The 15,864-nt window shown below is 66.6% G+C and carries 13 protein-coding genes; 12 read left to right on the forward strand and 1 reads right to left on the reverse strand.

Annotated features, from left to right (window positions below):
- Positions 1-5: 5 nt before the first annotated feature.
- Genes gspE through FGS76_RS05360 form a run of 11 tightly spaced genes read left to right on the forward strand, consistent with a single transcriptional unit; the run spans position 6 to position 10,605 of the window.
- Positions 6-1,517: a type II secretion system ATPase GspE gene (gene gspE / locus FGS76_RS05310; RefSeq protein WP_138771582.1), complete on the forward strand. Its 1,512-nt coding sequence runs from the start codon at positions 6-8 to the stop codon at positions 1,515-1,517.
- Positions 1,517-2,740 carry a type II secretion system inner membrane protein GspF gene (gene gspF / locus FGS76_RS05315; protein ID WP_138771583.1) on the forward strand — a complete coding sequence of 408 codons (1,224 nt, stop codon included), beginning with the start codon at positions 1,517-1,519 and terminating at the stop codon, positions 2,738-2,740. Before gspE ends, gspF begins: the two co-directional genes overlap by 1 nt.
- A gap of 50 nt (positions 2,741-2,790) precedes the next feature.
- Positions 2,791-3,222 carry a type II secretion system major pseudopilin GspG gene (gene gspG, locus FGS76_RS05320; protein ID WP_138771584.1) on the forward strand — a complete coding sequence of 144 codons (432 nt, stop codon included), beginning with the start codon at positions 2,791-2,793 and terminating at the stop codon, positions 3,220-3,222.
- Positions 3,223-3,230: 8 nt separating this feature from the next.
- Positions 3,231-3,956: a prepilin-type N-terminal cleavage/methylation domain-containing protein gene (locus FGS76_RS05325; RefSeq protein ID WP_138771585.1), complete on the forward strand. Its 726-nt coding sequence runs from the start codon at positions 3,231-3,233 to the stop codon at positions 3,954-3,956.
- Positions 3,953-4,426, forward strand: coding sequence for a type II secretion system minor pseudopilin GspI (gene gspI, locus FGS76_RS05330; protein ID WP_138771586.1), 474 nt, complete (start codon positions 3,953-3,955; stop codon positions 4,424-4,426). Before FGS76_RS05325 ends, gspI begins: the two co-directional genes overlap by 4 nt.
- A complete protein-coding gene (gspJ, locus tag FGS76_RS05335; RefSeq protein ID WP_138771587.1) occupies positions 4,426-5,061 on the forward strand; it encodes a type II secretion system minor pseudopilin GspJ in 636 nt (211 codons plus the stop codon). The genes gspI and gspJ overlap by 1 nt, the downstream gene beginning before the upstream one ends.
- Entirely contained in the window at positions 5,049-6,137 is a 1,089-nt protein-coding gene (gene gspK / locus FGS76_RS05340; RefSeq protein WP_170214402.1) for a type II secretion system minor pseudopilin GspK, read from the forward strand. Before gspJ ends, gspK begins: the two co-directional genes overlap by 13 nt.
- Before the next feature lie 12 nt (positions 6,138-6,149).
- Positions 6,150-7,310, forward strand: coding sequence for a type II secretion system protein GspL (gene gspL, locus FGS76_RS05345; RefSeq protein WP_138771588.1), 1,161 nt, complete (start codon positions 6,150-6,152; stop codon positions 7,308-7,310).
- Entirely contained in the window at positions 7,307-7,831 is a 525-nt protein-coding gene (gene gspM, locus FGS76_RS05350; protein ID WP_138771589.1) for a type II secretion system protein GspM, read from the forward strand. The genes gspL and gspM overlap by 4 nt, the downstream gene beginning before the upstream one ends.
- 5 nt (positions 7,832-7,836) lie before the next feature.
- The gene (locus FGS76_RS05355; RefSeq protein ID WP_240692427.1) at positions 7,837-8,598 is read left to right on the forward strand and encodes a lipoprotein intramolecular transacylase Lit; all 762 of its coding nucleotides are present in this window, start codon (positions 7,837-7,839) and stop codon (positions 8,596-8,598) included.
- Between the two features lie 12 nt (positions 8,599-8,610).
- The gene (locus FGS76_RS05360; RefSeq protein ID WP_138771590.1) at positions 8,611-10,605 is read left to right on the forward strand and encodes a PEP-utilizing enzyme; all 1,995 of its coding nucleotides are present in this window, start codon (positions 8,611-8,613) and stop codon (positions 10,603-10,605) included.
- A 291-nt stretch (positions 10,606-10,896) separates the two neighbouring features.
- Here FGS76_RS05360 and metH read toward each other — a convergent pair whose 3' ends face one another.
- Positions 10,897-14,598 carry a methionine synthase gene (gene metH / locus FGS76_RS05365; RefSeq protein ID WP_138771591.1) on the reverse strand — a complete coding sequence of 1,234 codons (3,702 nt, stop codon included), beginning with the start codon at positions 14,596-14,598 and terminating at the stop codon, positions 10,897-10,899.
- Between the two features lie 212 nt (positions 14,599-14,810).
- On the opposite strand from metH, the gene FGS76_RS05370 reads away from it, so the two are divergent.
- Complete coding sequence (locus FGS76_RS05370) at positions 14,811-15,590, forward strand: DUF481 domain-containing protein (RefSeq protein ID WP_138771592.1); 780 nt, start codon at positions 14,811-14,813, stop codon at positions 15,588-15,590.
- Positions 15,591-15,864: the final 274 nt, after the last annotated feature.

The raw sequence follows: 15,864 nt of genomic DNA on the forward strand, positions 1-15,864 counted from the left end.
GGGTTATGAGCGAAGCAGTGGTTGAGCATACCGAACTGGCGGAGGACAACGGCGGGCCGCAACTGTTGCCGTATGGGTTCGCGCGCCGCTTCGGGGTGCTGCTGAGGGAAAAGGACGGCCGCAAGGAGCTGTGCTGCCGGCAGGATGTGTCCCTGCAGGCCCTGGCCGAGGTACAGCGCTGGCTGGGCAGGCTGCCGCCGATCCAGCGCATGGACGAGGGCGCCTTCTCCGCCGCCATGGCGCTGACCTATGAACAACAGCGCGGCGCCGCCGCCGAGGCCGCCGACAACCTGGAGGGCCTGGACCTGGCCAGCCTGGCGGATTCGCTGCCGGAGACCTCGGACCTGCTGGAGCAGGAAGACGATGCCCCGATCATCCGCCTGATCAACGCCCTGTTCCAGGAAGCGATCCGCGAGAACGCCTCCGATATCCACATCGAGACCTTCGAAAAACGTCTGGTGGTGCGCATGCGCGTGGACGGCGTGCTGCGCGAGGTGCTGACCCCGAAACGGGAGCTGGCGCCGCTGCTGGTATCGCGCATCAAGGTAATGGCGCGGCTCGACATCGCCGAAAAACGGATTCCCCAGGATGGCCGTATTTCCCTGCGCCTGGGTGGCCGCGACGTGGACGTGCGGGTGTCCACCATGCCGTCCAGCAACGGCGAGCGGGTGGTGCTGCGTCTGCTCGACAAGCAGGCCGGCCGCCTGCAGGTGTCTCACCTGGGCATGGGCGAAGTGTGCGACAACCTGATGCGCGAGCTGATCCACAAACCCCACGGCATCATTCTGGTCACCGGCCCCACCGGTTCCGGTAAGACCACCACCCTGTACGCCTCGCTCACCGAACTGAACGACGCCACCCGCAATATCCTCACCGTCGAGGACCCCATCGAGTACCAGCTCGAGGGCATCGGCCAGACCCAGGTCAACACCAAGGTGGACATGACCTTCGCCCGCGGGCTGCGGGCGATCCTGCGTCAGGACCCGGACGTGGTGATGGTGGGCGAGATCCGCGACCTGGAAACCGCCGAAATCGCGGTGCAGGCATCACTCACCGGTCACCTGGTGCTGTCCACACTGCACACCAACACCGCGGTGGGCGCGGTGACCCGGTTGCAGGACATGGGCATCGAGCCGTTCCTGCTGTCCAGTTCGCTGCTCGGTTCCCTGGCCCAACGGCTGGTGCGGGTGCTCTGTGACGACTGCAAGCAAGCCTATTCCCCCAGCGACAGCGAGCGCACCCTGCTCGGCCTGGCGCCGGACCAGCAGGTCACCCTCTACCACCCGGTGGGCTGCGAACACTGCAACCAGCAGGGCTACCGGGGCCGTACCGGTATCTATGAGCTGGTGGTGATCGACGATGTGATGCGCGAGCTGATCCACGAACGGGCCGGCGAACTGCGCCTGGGCCGGCACGCCCGCACCCTGACGCCGAGCATCCGCGAGGACGGCTGGCGCAAGGTGCTGGCCGGCGACACCAGCATCGAAGAAGTTCTTCGCGTCACCAAGGAAGACTGATGCCCGCGTTCGAATACCGCTCCCTGGATCACCGGGGCAAAGTCAAACGGGGCACCCTGGAGGCGGACAGCGCCCGGCAGATTCGCCAGCAACTGCGCGACAAGGGCTGGGTGCCGCTGGAAGTCACCGAAGCCCGCGACCGGCAGAGTGGCGGCGGGCTATCCGCGCGGCTGTCCGCCACAGGCAAGCTCAAGGGCGGCGAACAGGCGCTGATTACCCGCCAGCTGGCCACCCTGCTCAAGTCCGGCCTGCCGGTGGAGCAGGCCCTGTCGGCGGTGGCCCGGCAGTCCGGCCATGTGCGGGTGGAAAAGATCATTCTGGCGGTGCGCGGCAAGGTGCTGGAGGGCTACAGCCTGGCCCGGGCGCTGGCCGAGTACCCGCGCGCCTTCCCGGAGATGTACCGGGCCACGGTGGCGGCCGGCGAACAGAGCGGCCACCTGGAGCAGGTGCTGGAGCAGCTGGCCGACTATCTGGAAACCCGTGACGACACCGGCCGCTCGGTGAGCCAGGCGATGATTTACCCGGCGTTCATCATGATCTTCTCGGCGCTGGTGATCGGCTTCCTGATGGCCTTCGTGGTGCCCAAGATGGTGGCGGTGTTCGCCAACCGGGACCAGGCCCTGCCGTTCATCACCGTGGCGGTGATCGCCCTCAGCGACTTCGTGCGCGCCTGGGGCTGGTTGCTGGCGCTGGCGGTGATCGGCGCGGTGGTGGCCTTCACCCGGGCCATGCGCCAGCCCGCGTTCCGCATGCGCGTGCACCGGCGATTGGCCGCCATGCCCCTGATCGGCACCATGATGCGCGCCTCGGACAGCGCCCGGCTGGCCAGCACCCTGGGCATCCTTGGCCGCTCCGGGGTGCCGTTGGTGGATGCCTTGTTCATCGCCGCCCAGGTGGTCGGTAACCTGGCCATCCGCCAGGCGGTGGTCAACGCCGCCGCCCGGGTGCGCGAAGGCGGCAGCCTCAGCCGGGCACTGGAAAACAGCGGCTATTTTCCGCCCATGCTGGTGCAGATGATCGCCAGTGGCGAAGCCAGCGGCGAGCTGGACAACATGCTCTCTCGTGCGGCGGATTATCAGGAACGGGAACTCACCAGCACGGTCCAAACCATGGTCGGGCTGCTGGGGCCCATGATGCTGCTGATGATGGCGGGGTTCGTGATCCTGATCGTACTGGCGGTAATGCTGCCGATCATGCAGATGAACAACTTCATGGCGGGCTAGGCGGAGCACGCCCACAAGGACGTCTCTCCAGACACAACAAAAGGTGAATCATGAAAACGATGCAACGGGCTCAGGGTGGCTTCACCCTGCTGGAAATCATGGTGGTGGTGGCGATCATCGGGCTGTTGGCGGCGATGATCGTGCCCAACGTGATCGGCCAGGGGGAACAGGCCAAGGTGGACATCGCCAAGACCAATATGTCGCGGATCGTCCAGCAGTTGGATATGTACAAGTTCAACAACGGCACCTACCCGACCACCGAGGAGGGCATCAAGGCCCTGGTGGAACGGCCGGCCTCCGCCAAGAAATGGCCGGAAGGCGGCTACCTGCCGAGCATGCCGGAAGATCCCTGGGGCAATGAATACGTCTACATCAGCCCCGGCGTGGACGGTCCCTTCGACCTTTACTCCCTGGGCGCGGACGGCGCCGAAGGCGGCGACGGCACCGACGCGGACATCAGCTGGCGCGACAAGGGCAACTGATCGCCATCATGGAAACGCGGCGCGGCGGACGGCGCCAACAGGGCTTCACCCTGCTGGAAATCCTGGTGGTGGTGGGGCTGATCGCCATGCTCTCCCTGGCGGTGCTGGTGGTGCCGGTATGGATGGACGATGAACGCCAGCTCGACGGCGAGGTGGCGCGGCTGTCCGATACTCTCACCCTGCTCAACGAACAGAGCCTGTTCGGCGGCCGGCTGATGGCCCTGCGTCTGACCGACCAGGGCTGGACGCCGCTGGTCTATGACGTGGGCGAGCGCCGGTTCGTGCCGGCCCAGGGCAATGGCCTGCAGGCCCGGCGCCTACCCGAAGCCCTGGAACTGACCTGGCAATTCGATGAACTGCCTACCGATGACGAGGAACAGCTCGGCCTGGACCAGGTGGCGGAACGGCTGGTCACCGACAGCCCGTTCGGCGACGACCGGGGGCTGCTGTCCGAGGAACGGGAGCGGGCCGACCGGGACGGGGAGGGCAAGGATGACCAGGACGACCAGGAGGACAGCCTGCCGCAGGTGTTCTTCTTCCCCAGTGGCGAGACCACGCCGGTGACCTTCACCATCCGTTCCCGCAACGACATTGATCTGGAAGTGGACCGGGCGCTTACCGCCCTGGGCCGGGTGCGGGACCCGGAACAGGAACCGGACGAGAAACTCACCGCGCCCAAGGACAAACCGGACGATTCACTGATCGACGAGGATTTCCTGGGAGGCGACCGATGAGCGGGCGACACCCGGCCGGCGCGCAGCGCGGCTTCACCCTGGTGGAAGTGATGCTGGCGGTGGCGATCCTGGCCATGGCCATGGTCGCCCTGAGCCAGACCCTGGGGGCCAGCGCCATCGCTTACCGGTCCATCGACGACACCCGCCGCGCCTACATGGTGGCGGCGGACAAGCTGGTGGAGCTGCAGGTCTATCAGGAGTGGCCCAACACCGGCACCAGCGACAGCACCGTGACCGTCGGCGAACGGGAATGGTGGGTGCGCACCACGGTCAGCGCCGGGCCCTACCCGGATACCCGCCGGGTGGATATCGAAGTGGGCGAGATCGTCGGCGACGACCACCGGGAAATGATGTACACGCTGGCCAGCCTGATCGGCAAACCCGCCGAGGACGGGCAAGCGTTCCCCGGCGGCGGTTCCGGTTCCGGCGGCGGTGACGGCGGCGGCAGCCGGGATCTGACGGAGGGATGATGAGGCGCTCCAAGGCGCGGGGCTTTACCCTGCTGGAAGTACTGGTGACCATCGCCATCTTCGCCATGATCTACGTGCTGGCGGTGGAGTTCCTGAACCGGGCGCTGGCCAACCGGGACATGCTCAGCGAAGGCGCCTCGGAGCTGGAGGACATGCAACGGGCGGTCACCTATCTGACCCTGGATTTCGAGCAGATGATCGCGCGGCCGGTGCGCGACCCCTACGGCGACCCCCAGCCGGCCATCTTCGGCCGCGATGACTATGTGGAATTCACCCGCCTGGGCTGGGCCAACCCCTTCCAACTGCGCCGTCGCAGCGAAATGCAGCGGGTCATCTACGCCCTGGAGGGCGACAAACTGTACCGCCGCTACTGGCCGGTGCTGGACACCAACGTGGCCACCGAATACCAGCAGGACGTGCTGCTCGACAAGGTGGAGCGGTTCCGGGTGCGCTATCTGGACCAGGCCCAGGACGGCCGCTGGGACTGGCTGGAATTCTGGCCGGAGCCGGCGATGATGAACACGCCGGTGTGGACCCAGCGGTTGCCGAAGAGCGTGGAAGTAGAAATCGAACTGGAAAGCGGGGAGCGGCTGCACCGCTTCTTCCGCACCGTGGTGAACCCATGGGCCACCTGAGCGCGCGCCACCGCCAGCGGGGCATGGCACTGATTATCGTGCTGATGCTGTTCGCCATCATCGCGGCAATTACCACGGAAGTGATGTTCCGCCAGGACCGTTTCCGCACCCGCACCGAGAACCTGCTGGAGTGGGACAAACGCTATCAAATCGCCATGGCCGCCGAAGTGGTGGCACTGCAGGGATTGAACGACGACCTGGAAGCGGATCGGGAAGAGGGCGAGCAGATCGACGACTGCCTGGACGAGCAATGGGCGGTGGAGCTGCCGCCCACGCCCTACGAGGACGCCGTGCTCAGCGCCAGCGTTCAGGACCTGCAGGGCCGCTTCAATCTGAACTGGCTGGTCAACGCCCAGGGCACCGGCTTCGAGCGCGACGATGTGGCCCGCGACATGCTGCAACGGCTGCTGGAGCAGACCCTGCCGGACCCGAGCCGGGCCAGCCTGCTGGCCAACCAGATGGCCGACTGGCTCGACAGCAACAACCTGGTGGACGCGGTGGAAGGCGCCGAGGACGCGGAATACCGGCTCAGCCGCACGCCCAATATGCCCGCCGCCCACGAATCGGAACTGCGTGCCCTGCGCGACTTCCGGGTCGCCGACCTGTTCCCGGACGCGGCCATGTGGGGCCTGTTCACGGCGCTGCCGGTGGACACCAAACTGAACGTGAACACCGCGCCGGTGCCGGTGCTGGACGCGGTGCTGGGGCTGTACACCGGCGGCGAGGGTGCCAAGCTGGTGGAGAAAATGCGCCGGGAAGAGCCGATCGCCGACGTGGCCACCCTGATGCAGCAGGCGCCGTTCGCCGACCTGGACGAAGCCCAGAAGCAGCAGCTCAGCGAGCGCCTGGGGGTATCCAGCGAGTATTTCCAGGTGATGGTGGATGTGGAAGTGGCCGGCGATCTCAGCCGTCTGGTCAGCCGGGTGCGGCGGGCCTCCGGTGGCGGCGCCAACGGCACCCGGGTCTACAGCCGGCAGATCAAACCGCTGTTGGCGCCGCTCGAACCCGCCTGCAATCCCTTCTACAATGCGGGCGATGACAACAACAATGTGATAGACAGTATTCCAGGGACGTAAAGGACACCTATTTTGGCCGAATCAGCTTTGATCTATCTGGCCCCGGGGGCATTCAGCCAGCACCAGGCGGAAGGACTCGACACCGCCGCCGTGCTGTACCAGACCGTGGCCGGCGAGCCGCCGCAGCGGACCACGCTGGGCGAGGCGCTGCGCCACCAGGACGGCGCCGGCGCGAATCTGGTGATCACCAGCGCCGAGGCACTGCTTACCCAGGTGGCCCTGAGCCGCAAACAGGCCCGCCATCTGCAGCGGGTGCTGCCGTATTTGCTGGAGGAGCAGCTGCTGGACGCTCCGGAGCAGCTGTGGTTCGCCACCGGCAAGCCGGAACAGGGGAACTACCCGGTGGTGGTGATCAACCGCGTGGATCTGGACGCCTTGCTGGCGCTGTGCCACGAGGCCGGCGTGCGGCCCACCGCGCTGAAGGTGGACGCGGACCTGCTGGCGCCGGAAACCCCGGTACTGATCAACGTGCCGGAGCGCGGCGCCCTGATTCTGGAGCGCGACCAGGCCCTGGTGGCCGACGGTGAGCAGCGCGACGCCCTGATGGCCCTGCACGAAGACGAGGAGCGGCCGTTCACCCGCATCGAGGACGACCAGACCCTGTGCGACCGGCTGCGCGCCGGCCTGGCCGCCGAGCGCGGCGTGGAAGTGCTGCAGGGCGCCTACGCGCCGCGCCAGACCCGCCGTGCCGGGCCGTCCCCCTGGGACCCCTGGAAACCGGTGATGGGGCTGGCGGCGGCGGTGTTCCTGATCGCCCTGGCGGCCATCTGGGCCCAGCAGTGGCGCTATCAGCAGGCCGCCGACCAGGCCTTCGCCGACGCCGCCCAACTGTACCAGTCCCTGTTCCCCGGCGACCGGGCCACCTCCGGCCTGCGGCGCCAGTTCGAGGCGCGGCTGGCGCGCCTGGGCGCCGGTGAGGCCGGCGGCAGTACCCTGTTCGCGGTGCTGCCGGCGGTGGCCACCACCCTGTCCGGCAGTGAGGTGGAACCCAAGCGCATCCAGTTCGACCAGCGCGACGGCAGCCTGGTGCTGGATCTGGGCGCCAAGGAATACGACCAGGTGGAAAAACTGCAAACCGCCCTTCAGCAGAAGGGCGTGCGCGCCACCATCGCCAACTACCGCAACGGCGCCAGCGGCGTCACCGCGCGGGTCAAGGTGGAGCAGGCGGGATGAAACAACGACTCAGAGAAGGTCGCTCGCAACTGAACAAACGGCTGGCTCCGGCGGTCACCTGGTTCCAGGACCGGGAACCCCGCGAGCAGCGCATTCTGCAACTGCTGGCGGTGCTGCTGGCGGTGGCGGTGGTCTACTGGCTGATCTGGCAGCCCAGCTGGAACGCCCGCCAGGACGCCCGCCAGCGTTATCTCTCCAATCAGCAGACCCTGGCCTGGATCGAGGCCAACGCGGACGCGGTGCGCGCCGCCCGGGGCGGTGGCAAGCCCGGCACCACCCAGCTGGGCAGCAACTGGGTCAGCGAAGTGAGCCGCTCGGCGCAGAACTACGGGCTGACCCTGCGCGGTTTCACCCCCAGCGGCAACGACTCGGTGCGGGTGCAACTGGAAAACCAGGAAGCCAGCGCCCTGTTGTTATGGCTGCAATCCCTGGAAGAGCAGGGGCTCACCCTGGCCACCCTGGAAATGAGCGCCGGCGACAAATCCGGCACCGCCTCCCTGCGGGCCACGCTTACCCGTTGAATTGAGTGAGCCCGTTGCATGAGCCGACCCGCTCAATGAAGCCGGCCCTGGCCCTGGCGCTCTGGTTCGGCTATGGCCTGGCCAGCCTGGTGCTGGCCCTGGGCCTCACCTGGGGCCTGTACGCCCAGGCCGACTACGGCTACCCGTTCTGGTACCAGCAACTGGAGATCGGTGCCCACATCGATCACTACGGGCCGCTCAACCGTTACCACCGCCGCGATTTCGAACGCCTGGATGCCCACCAGCATCAGGCGTTGTTCCATGATATCCGGGTGGCGGTGCACGACGGTGGCCGGGGCCTGGAAGCGCTGGCCTACCAGGACCGGGACGGCCGCCGTATTCCCCTGTTACGCCACGCGGAAGTGCTGCATCTGCGCGATGTGGCCCACCTGATCGACCGGGGGCGGGTGGCGTTCTGGTTGGCGCTGGTGCTGTGGCTGCCGCTGGCCTGGCTGTCCGCCGGCGCCCCCCGGCCGGGATGGCGGGGACGGGCACTGGTCGCTGTGAGCCCGTTGCTGGCTATGTTAGGTTGGCTGCTGGTGTCCGGCCCCACCAAGGTGTTCTACCAGTTTCACATCTGGTTGTTTCCCGCCGACCATGAATGGTTCTTCTATTGGCAGGATTCGCTGATGAGCACCCTGATGAAGGCGCCGGCGCTGTTTGGCGGCATTGCCGTGGTGCTGGTGGGGGGCACCCTGGTACTCACGCCAATGCTGTATGGGGGCGGGCTCTGGTTGGCCCGGCGGCTTCGAGAACCACACCGATAAGTATTCCATTCCATGAGCATGCAAGTACTGCCCGCCGACCCGGACGGTGGTGAGAACGTGCAGCGCTGGGCCGCCCGGGGGCTGCCGGTGCCGCCCAGCTGGCGGATCGACCGTGGCGACGTGATCGACCTGGACCGCCACGGCCTGATCGACTACCTGGCCGCCTTGCCGGAGCTGTTCAGTGGCGAGCGCTACTGGGTGTTGCACCAGGGCGCCATGAACGAACACTCCCAGCGGGAAAGCCTGCTTAACCTGGATTCCGACGAAGCCCTGGCGGCGGCGCTGATCACCGTGTTCCGGCGCCCGTCCGCGCCCGCGCAGGTGGTGGTGCAGGCGCTGCCGCGCCAGCGCGCCGCCGGGGTGCTGTTCACCCGCCATCCGTTGCGCCAGGACCTTTCCCACATGGTGGTGGAAGGGGTGGTGGACGGTGGCGCCGAGCGCCAGCGCCTGATCTTCGATGACGAAGGCCGGCTGGTCTACCGGGGCGAGGCGCAGAGCGAGCCCCTGGATGAAGTGGTCGGCGGCCAGCGGTTGCTGGCCCTGGGTGAGCAACTGAAACAGCTGTTCGACCGGCCCCAGGCCGGCGAATGGGTGTTCGACGGCGACACCCTGTGGCTGCTGCAGACCCTGCCGGTGGGCTCGCTGCCGGTGCCCGAGGAAGTGTGGGTGCGGCGCGCCGCGCCGGCCCTGTTCAACCAGGCGGTGACGCCGCTGTGGTACACCCTGGCGGGGCGCTGGCTGAAAACCCACTTTTGGGCGCCGCTGGCGGCCCGCCGGGGCTGGACCGACCTGGCCCGGGTGGAGCCCTACCGGCGCCAGCAGAGCCATCTCTACTGCAACGCTGAATTCTTCCGCCGGCTGCTGGCCCGCCATCCCGGGGCCGCCGACAAGGTGCCGCCGGCCTGGCTGCCGCCGCGCCCGGAAACCGCCCGGCCCCCGCCGCCGGGCCCGGCGCGCCGCTGGCGCCTGGGTCTGGAGCTGGCGGCCATCCAGCGACGCCTGCGCCGCTGGCGGCCGCCGCCGGCGGACCGGGAACGGCTGTGGCGGGGCCTGATGGCCTTGGACCGGCTGGGTGAGCGGTTGGCGCGGTTGGACGGTGAACTGGCCTATCTGATGCTGCCCGATGCCCTGGTGGGGCGGCGCCCGCCGCTGCCGCTGACGGCGCTGCTGGACAGCCAGGAATACGAGGTGCTGGAGGCGGTGCTGGCGGGCGACAAAGAGCGCCTGGAGCAAAGCGAGCTGCGTCCCGGCGCCGACCCGGTGCACGCCCCGCTGCGGGAAAAACCGGCTCAATGGCAGAGCCTGCGGCCCGCCGCCCGCACCCTGGACGACCGGGCGCCGCCGCCGGAACCGGCCCTGGCGGCGGTGCTGCCGGCCTGGCGGCGGGCCCGGCGGCTGCGCTTCGACCTGGGCGAACGGCTGCGCCGCCTGCTGCGGGACCTGGCCTCGGTGCTGGTCAGCGAAGGGCTGCTGGCGCACCCGGATGACGTCTTCTTTCTCTATTTCGACGAGCTTTGGCAGCTATGGATGGAGCGGCGCACGCCGGCCTCCGCCGCCGGCGAAGTGCTCGGCCAGCGCAAGGTCCGCTATCTGGAAGACGCCCACGCCGGTGCCCCTGACTGGAAGATGGACCGCATCGGCTTCGGCTTTGGCGGAGGCGGGCGGCCCAGCCCGGTACTGCGCGGCGCCGGCCTGGTGCCCGGCCAGGTCACCGGCCCCCTGCGCCGGCTGTGCAGCGCCTGGGGTCTGAACCGCCTGCAGCCCGGTGACATCGTGGTGGTGGATCAGGTGGACCCGAGCTGGGTGCCCTGGCTGGCCCAGGCCGGCGCCCTGGTCATCGCCGGCCGCGACCCCGCCAACGCCGCCGCCAGCCTCGCCACCGCCTGCGCGATCCCGGCGGTCTGGGCCGTCAGCGACGTCGTTCATAGCGTTGTGGATGGGCAGACGGGGGTGTTGGACGGGGAGGTTGGGACGTTGGGGGTGGGGGAGTTGAAAGTTGAAAGTTGAAACGCGGTTGAGCGTTTTGCGGGCTGATGCGCCGTGCCCGCGCCGGGCTGCAAGTTACAAGCTTCAAGCTACAAGCAGGACCGTGCCGGTACCTCAGGCCCCGTTGAAGCTTGAAGCTTGTAGCAAGCGCGGGCACGGCCTTCCAATCCCCCACGGCCCAGCCCGCGTTTCAACTTTCAACTTTGAACTTTCAACTGGGCCTGATCGCGGCTGAAGCCGCTCCTACAAAAGCACGCCGGTGGGCCTTGTAGGAGCGGCTTCAGCCGCGATCCGCCGCGACCCGCCGCGACCTCAATCCTCAATATACCCCAGCAAATGCGGCACCATCCTTTCGATGTTCTTGCGGGTCATGCCTTTGCGGTTGGCGTAGTCGTCCATCTGGTCGCGGGCCAGTTTGCCGGTGCCGAAGTAGCGGGCTTCCGGGTGGGCGAAGTACCAGCCGGAGACCGCCGCCGCCGGGAGCATGGCGTAGGATTCGGTGAGCGTCATGCCGGCGTTTTTCTCCGGTTCCAGCAGTTCCCAGAGCAGCGCTTTCTCGGTGTGGTCCGGGCAGGCCGGGTAGCCGGGGGCCGGGCGGATGCCCCGGTATTTTTCCGAGATCATCTCGTCGTTGCTGAGGGTTTCGTCCGCGTCGTAGCCCCAGTATTCCTTGCGCACCCGCTCGTGCATGCGCTCGGCGAAGGCTTCCGCCAGGCGGTCGGCCAGGGCCTTGAGCATGATCGAGCTGTAGTCGTCGTGGTCCGCTTCGAAGCGTTGCACGTGCTCGTCGATGCCGATGCCGGCGGTCACCGCGAAGCCGCCCAGCCAGTCCTGCTTGCCGCTGTCCTTCGGGGCGATGAAATCGCTGAGGGCGTAGTTGGGCTTGTCGTTTTTCTTGCGGTCCAGTTGCTGGCGCAGGTGGTGCAGGGTCATGAACGGCTCCGCGTCGCCGGGCTGGCGATACAGCAGAATATCGTCCATGTCCGACTGCGCCGGCCAGAAGCCGATCACGCCCCGGGCGGTGAGCCATTTTTCGGCGACGATTTTCTCCAGCATGGCGCGGGCGTCGTGGTACAGCTTGGTGGCTTCCTCGCCGACCACTTCGTCGTCCAGGATGCGCGGGAACTTGCCGGCCAGTTCCCAGGAGCGGAAGAACGGCGTCCAGTCGATGCGCTCCACCAGGTCTTCCAGCGGGTAGTCATCAAACACCTTAAGGCCCTGAACCCGCGGCTCCGGCGGCGTGTAGTCGCTCCAGTCCGGCTGGAAGCGGTTGGCGCGGGCGTCGTCGATGGACACCAGGGTCCGGTCCACCTGCTGCTGCTTGCGGCGCTCGCGCAGCCCCTCGTAGGTGCTTTTGATCTCGGCGGCGTAATCGTCGCGCTGGGTCTGCGACAGCAGCCGAGACACCACGCCCACCGCCCGGGAGGCGTCGGCCACGTGCACCACCGGCTGCTGGTACTGGGGATCGATCTTCACGGCGGTATGGATGCGGCTGGTGGTGGCGCCGCCGATCATCAGCGGCAAATCCATGCCCAGCCGGGCCATCTCACTGGCCACATGGACCATCTCGTCCAGGGACGGGGTGATCAGGCCGGACAGGCCGATGATGTCCACGTTTTCCTTTTTGGCGGTGTCCAGGATCTTGTCGCAGGGCACCATCACGCCCAGGTCGATGACCTCGTAGCCGTTGCACTGCAGCACCACGCCGACGATGTTCTTGCCGATGTCGTGCACGTCGCCTTTTACCGTGGCCATCAGGATGCGGCCATTGGATTCGTCCTGGGTGCCCAGTTCTTCCTTTTCTTTCTCCATGAACGGCAGCAGATAGGCCACCGCCTTCTTCATCACCCGGGCGGATTTCACCACCTGGGGCAGGAACATCTTGCCCTCGCCGAACAGGTCGCCGACCACGTTCATGCCGTCCATCAGCGGGCCTTCGATCACGTGCAGCGGGCGCTCCGCGTTTTGCCGGGCCAGCTCGGTGTCGTCTTCCACGTGTTCGGTGATGCCCTTGACCAGGGCGTGCTCCAGCCGCTTCTCCACCGGCCAGGAGCGCCATTCCTGGTCTTCCTTCTTGACCTCCTTGTCGCCGGAGCCCCGGTACTGCTCGGCCAGATCCAGCAGCCGCTCGGTGCCGTCCTCGCGGCGGTTGAGCACCACGTCCTCCACCGCGTTACGCAGTTCCTCGGGGATGTCCGCATAGATCGCCAGCTGCGAAGGATTGACGATGCCCATGTCCATGCCGGCCTTGATGGCGTGGTACAGGAACACGGCGTGGATCGCCTCGCGCACCGGGTTGTTGCCCCGGAACGAGAAGCTCACGTTGGACACGCCGCCGGAGATCAGCGCGTGGGGCAGGGTGCGTTTGATCTCCGCCACCGCCTCGATAAAGTCCACCGCGTAGTTGTTGTGTTCCTCGATGCCGGTGGCGATGGCGAAGATGTTGGGGTCGAAGATAATGTCTTCCGGCGGGAAGCCCACTTCCTCGGTAAGCAGCTTGTAGGCGCGGGTACAGATGCGCACCTTCTCGGAGCGGCTTTCCGCCTGGCCGTTCTCATCGAAGGCCATCACCACGGTGGCGGCGCCGTAACGGCGGATCAGGCGGGCCTGGTCGAGAAACTGCTTTTCGCCTTCCTTGAGCGAGATGGAATTCACCACGCCCTTGCCCTGGATGCACTTCAGGCCGGCCTCGATCACCTCCCACTTGGAGGAGTCGATCATGATCGGCACCTTGGAGATTTCCGGCTCGGACGCCACCAGATTCAGGAAGCGCACCATGCACTCCTTGGACTCCAACATGCCTTCGTCCATGTTGATGTCGATGATCTGGGCGCCGTTTTCCACCTGGTCCCGGGCCACGTCCAGGGCGGTGTCGTAATCCTCTTCCTTGATCAGCCGCAGAAAGCGCTTGGAACCGGTGACGTTGGTACGCTCACCCACGTTGACGAACAGCGACTCCGGGGCGATGTTGCACGGCTCCAGGCCGGACAGCCGGCACTGCACCTCGATGTCCGGCAGGGCACGGGGGGCGCAATCCGCCACCGCTTCGGCCATGGCCTGGATGTGCTCCGGGGTGGTGCCGCAGCAGCCGCCGATGATGTTGAGAAAGCCTTTCTGCGCCCAGCCGCGAATCTCCTTGGCCATGGTGGCCGCGTCCAGATCGTACTCGCCCATCTCATTGGGCAGGCCGGCGTTGGGGTGGGCGGACACCGGGAACTCGCTGATCCGCGACAGTTCCTCCACATAGGGCCGCAGTTCCATGGGCCCCAGCGCGCAGTTGAGGCCGATGGACAGCGGCCGGGCGTGGCGCAGGGAGTTGTAGAACGCCTCGGTGGTCTGGCCGGTGAGGGTACGGCCGGAGGCGTCGGTGATGGTGCCGGAGATCATCACCGGCAGATCCAGATCGTTTTCGTAGGCGTATTGGTCCACCGCGAACACCGCCGCCTTGGCGTTCAGGGTGTCGAAGATGGTTTCGATCAGGATCAGATCCACGCCGCCTTCCACCAGGGCATGGGTGGCCTCCCGGTAGGCCGCCACCAGCTGGTCGAAGCTCACCGCGCGGAAACCGGGGTCGTTCACGTCCGGGCTGATACTGGCGGTGCGGTTGGTGGGGCCCAGCACCCCGGCCACGAAGCGGGGCCGCTCGGCGGTGGCCACCGCGTCGGCGGCGCGCCGGGCCACCCGGGCGGCGGCCAGGTTGATATCATGGACCAGATCCTGCATATCGTAGTCCGCCATGGCGATGGACGTACTGTTGAAGGAGTTGGTCTCGACGATGTCGGCCCCGGCGTTCAGATAATCCCGGTGCAGTTGCTCGATCATCTCCGGCTGGGTGACGCTGAGCAGATCGTTGTTGCCTTTCAGGTCGCAGTGCCAGTCCGCGTATTCGCTGCCCCGGTATTGCTCCTCGCTGAGCTTGAGTCGCTGGATCATGGTGCCCATGCCGCCGTCCAGGATCACGATGCGATCACGGAGCAGGGCATTAAGGGCGTCGCGGCGTCGAGGGGCGGTCATGAAAGGCTCCTGAGGATTCGTAAGGCGCGCAGTATACCCGCAGCGGGCCCGGTTCCCCAAAGCGTGACGGCATCGGCGGGGGATTGCATCGCTTCGGTGTTGAATTGTAAAAAAGTGCGCCGCGGGTACAGGCCTCCGGCGCCTTTACGCATAATTGCCCCGCGTGCCATCACCCTATGGCGATTTCGCGGGTACTGAGAATTGGAGGAGTAATGCGCAAAAATTGGTTGGCCCTGGCGGCCTGCGGCGTGGCCATGGTGCCGGTGCTGTCCCTCGCCCAGGAGGCGGAGAACGCGGATCAGGAGAGCGCGGAAGAGCGCGCCTGGGACATCGAGGTGGAAGCCTCCTACCTGCTCAAGAGCGGCAACAGCAGCTCCGAGTCTATCGTTGGCAAGGCCAATGCCACCCATGAGGGCCTGAACTGGCGCCAGACCGCCAAGCTGGAAAGCGTCAACACCGTGGGCGAGGACGATGACGGCGAGGAGGAGCGTACCGCCGAGCGTTACTACGGCTCCTACAAACTGGACCGCAAGCTGACGGACAACAATTACATCTTCAACGTCCTGACCTACGACAAGGACACCTTCTCCGGCTACCAATACCAGGCCAGCTACGCCCTCGGTCTTGGTCGCCGTTTTATCGACACCCCGGCCCACACCCTGGATCTGGAAGCCGGTCCCGGTTACCGCCTGGAGTGTCTGGAGCCGGAAAGCGGCTACTCCAGCTGCGACGATAAGGAAGAAAGCCTGATCGGCCGTTTCGCGGGCAGCTACAAATGGAAGATCAGCTCCACCGCTTCGTTCCGCCAGGACCTGAGCACCGAGGTGGCCGACGACAACACCACCCTGCGTTCCGAGACCTCGCTGACCTCGCGCATCAACGACCATTTCGCCCTGCGTCTCAGCCACCTGGTGACCCGCGACTCGGAAGTCCCGGCCGGCACCCACAAAACCGACCAGGAAACCACCGCCTCCGTGGTCTACACCTTCTAAGCACGCGGGACGTCTTCTGTAGAAGCGACTGTAGGAGCGACTTCAGTCGCGATCGGGTAGTGTCCCACCGCCGTTGATCGCGACTGAAGTCGCTCCTACCGCCTCCATCCAGGGTTGGATGAATACGTGGCGTAGAGGATCACCGCTAAGCGGCTCAAGTTGAGAACAGGACGTTCGAAAGGTAGCCCCCAGGGACATACAGGCGGGGCGTCTTTTGTAGGAGCGACTTCAGTCGCGATCGGGTAGTGTCCTACCGCCGTTGATCGCGACTGAA

It is taken from the genome of Alloalcanivorax gelatiniphagus (genome assembly GCF_005938655.1).
GTDB classification, from domain to species: Bacteria; Pseudomonadota; Gammaproteobacteria; order Pseudomonadales; family Alcanivoracaceae; genus Alloalcanivorax; species Alloalcanivorax gelatiniphagus.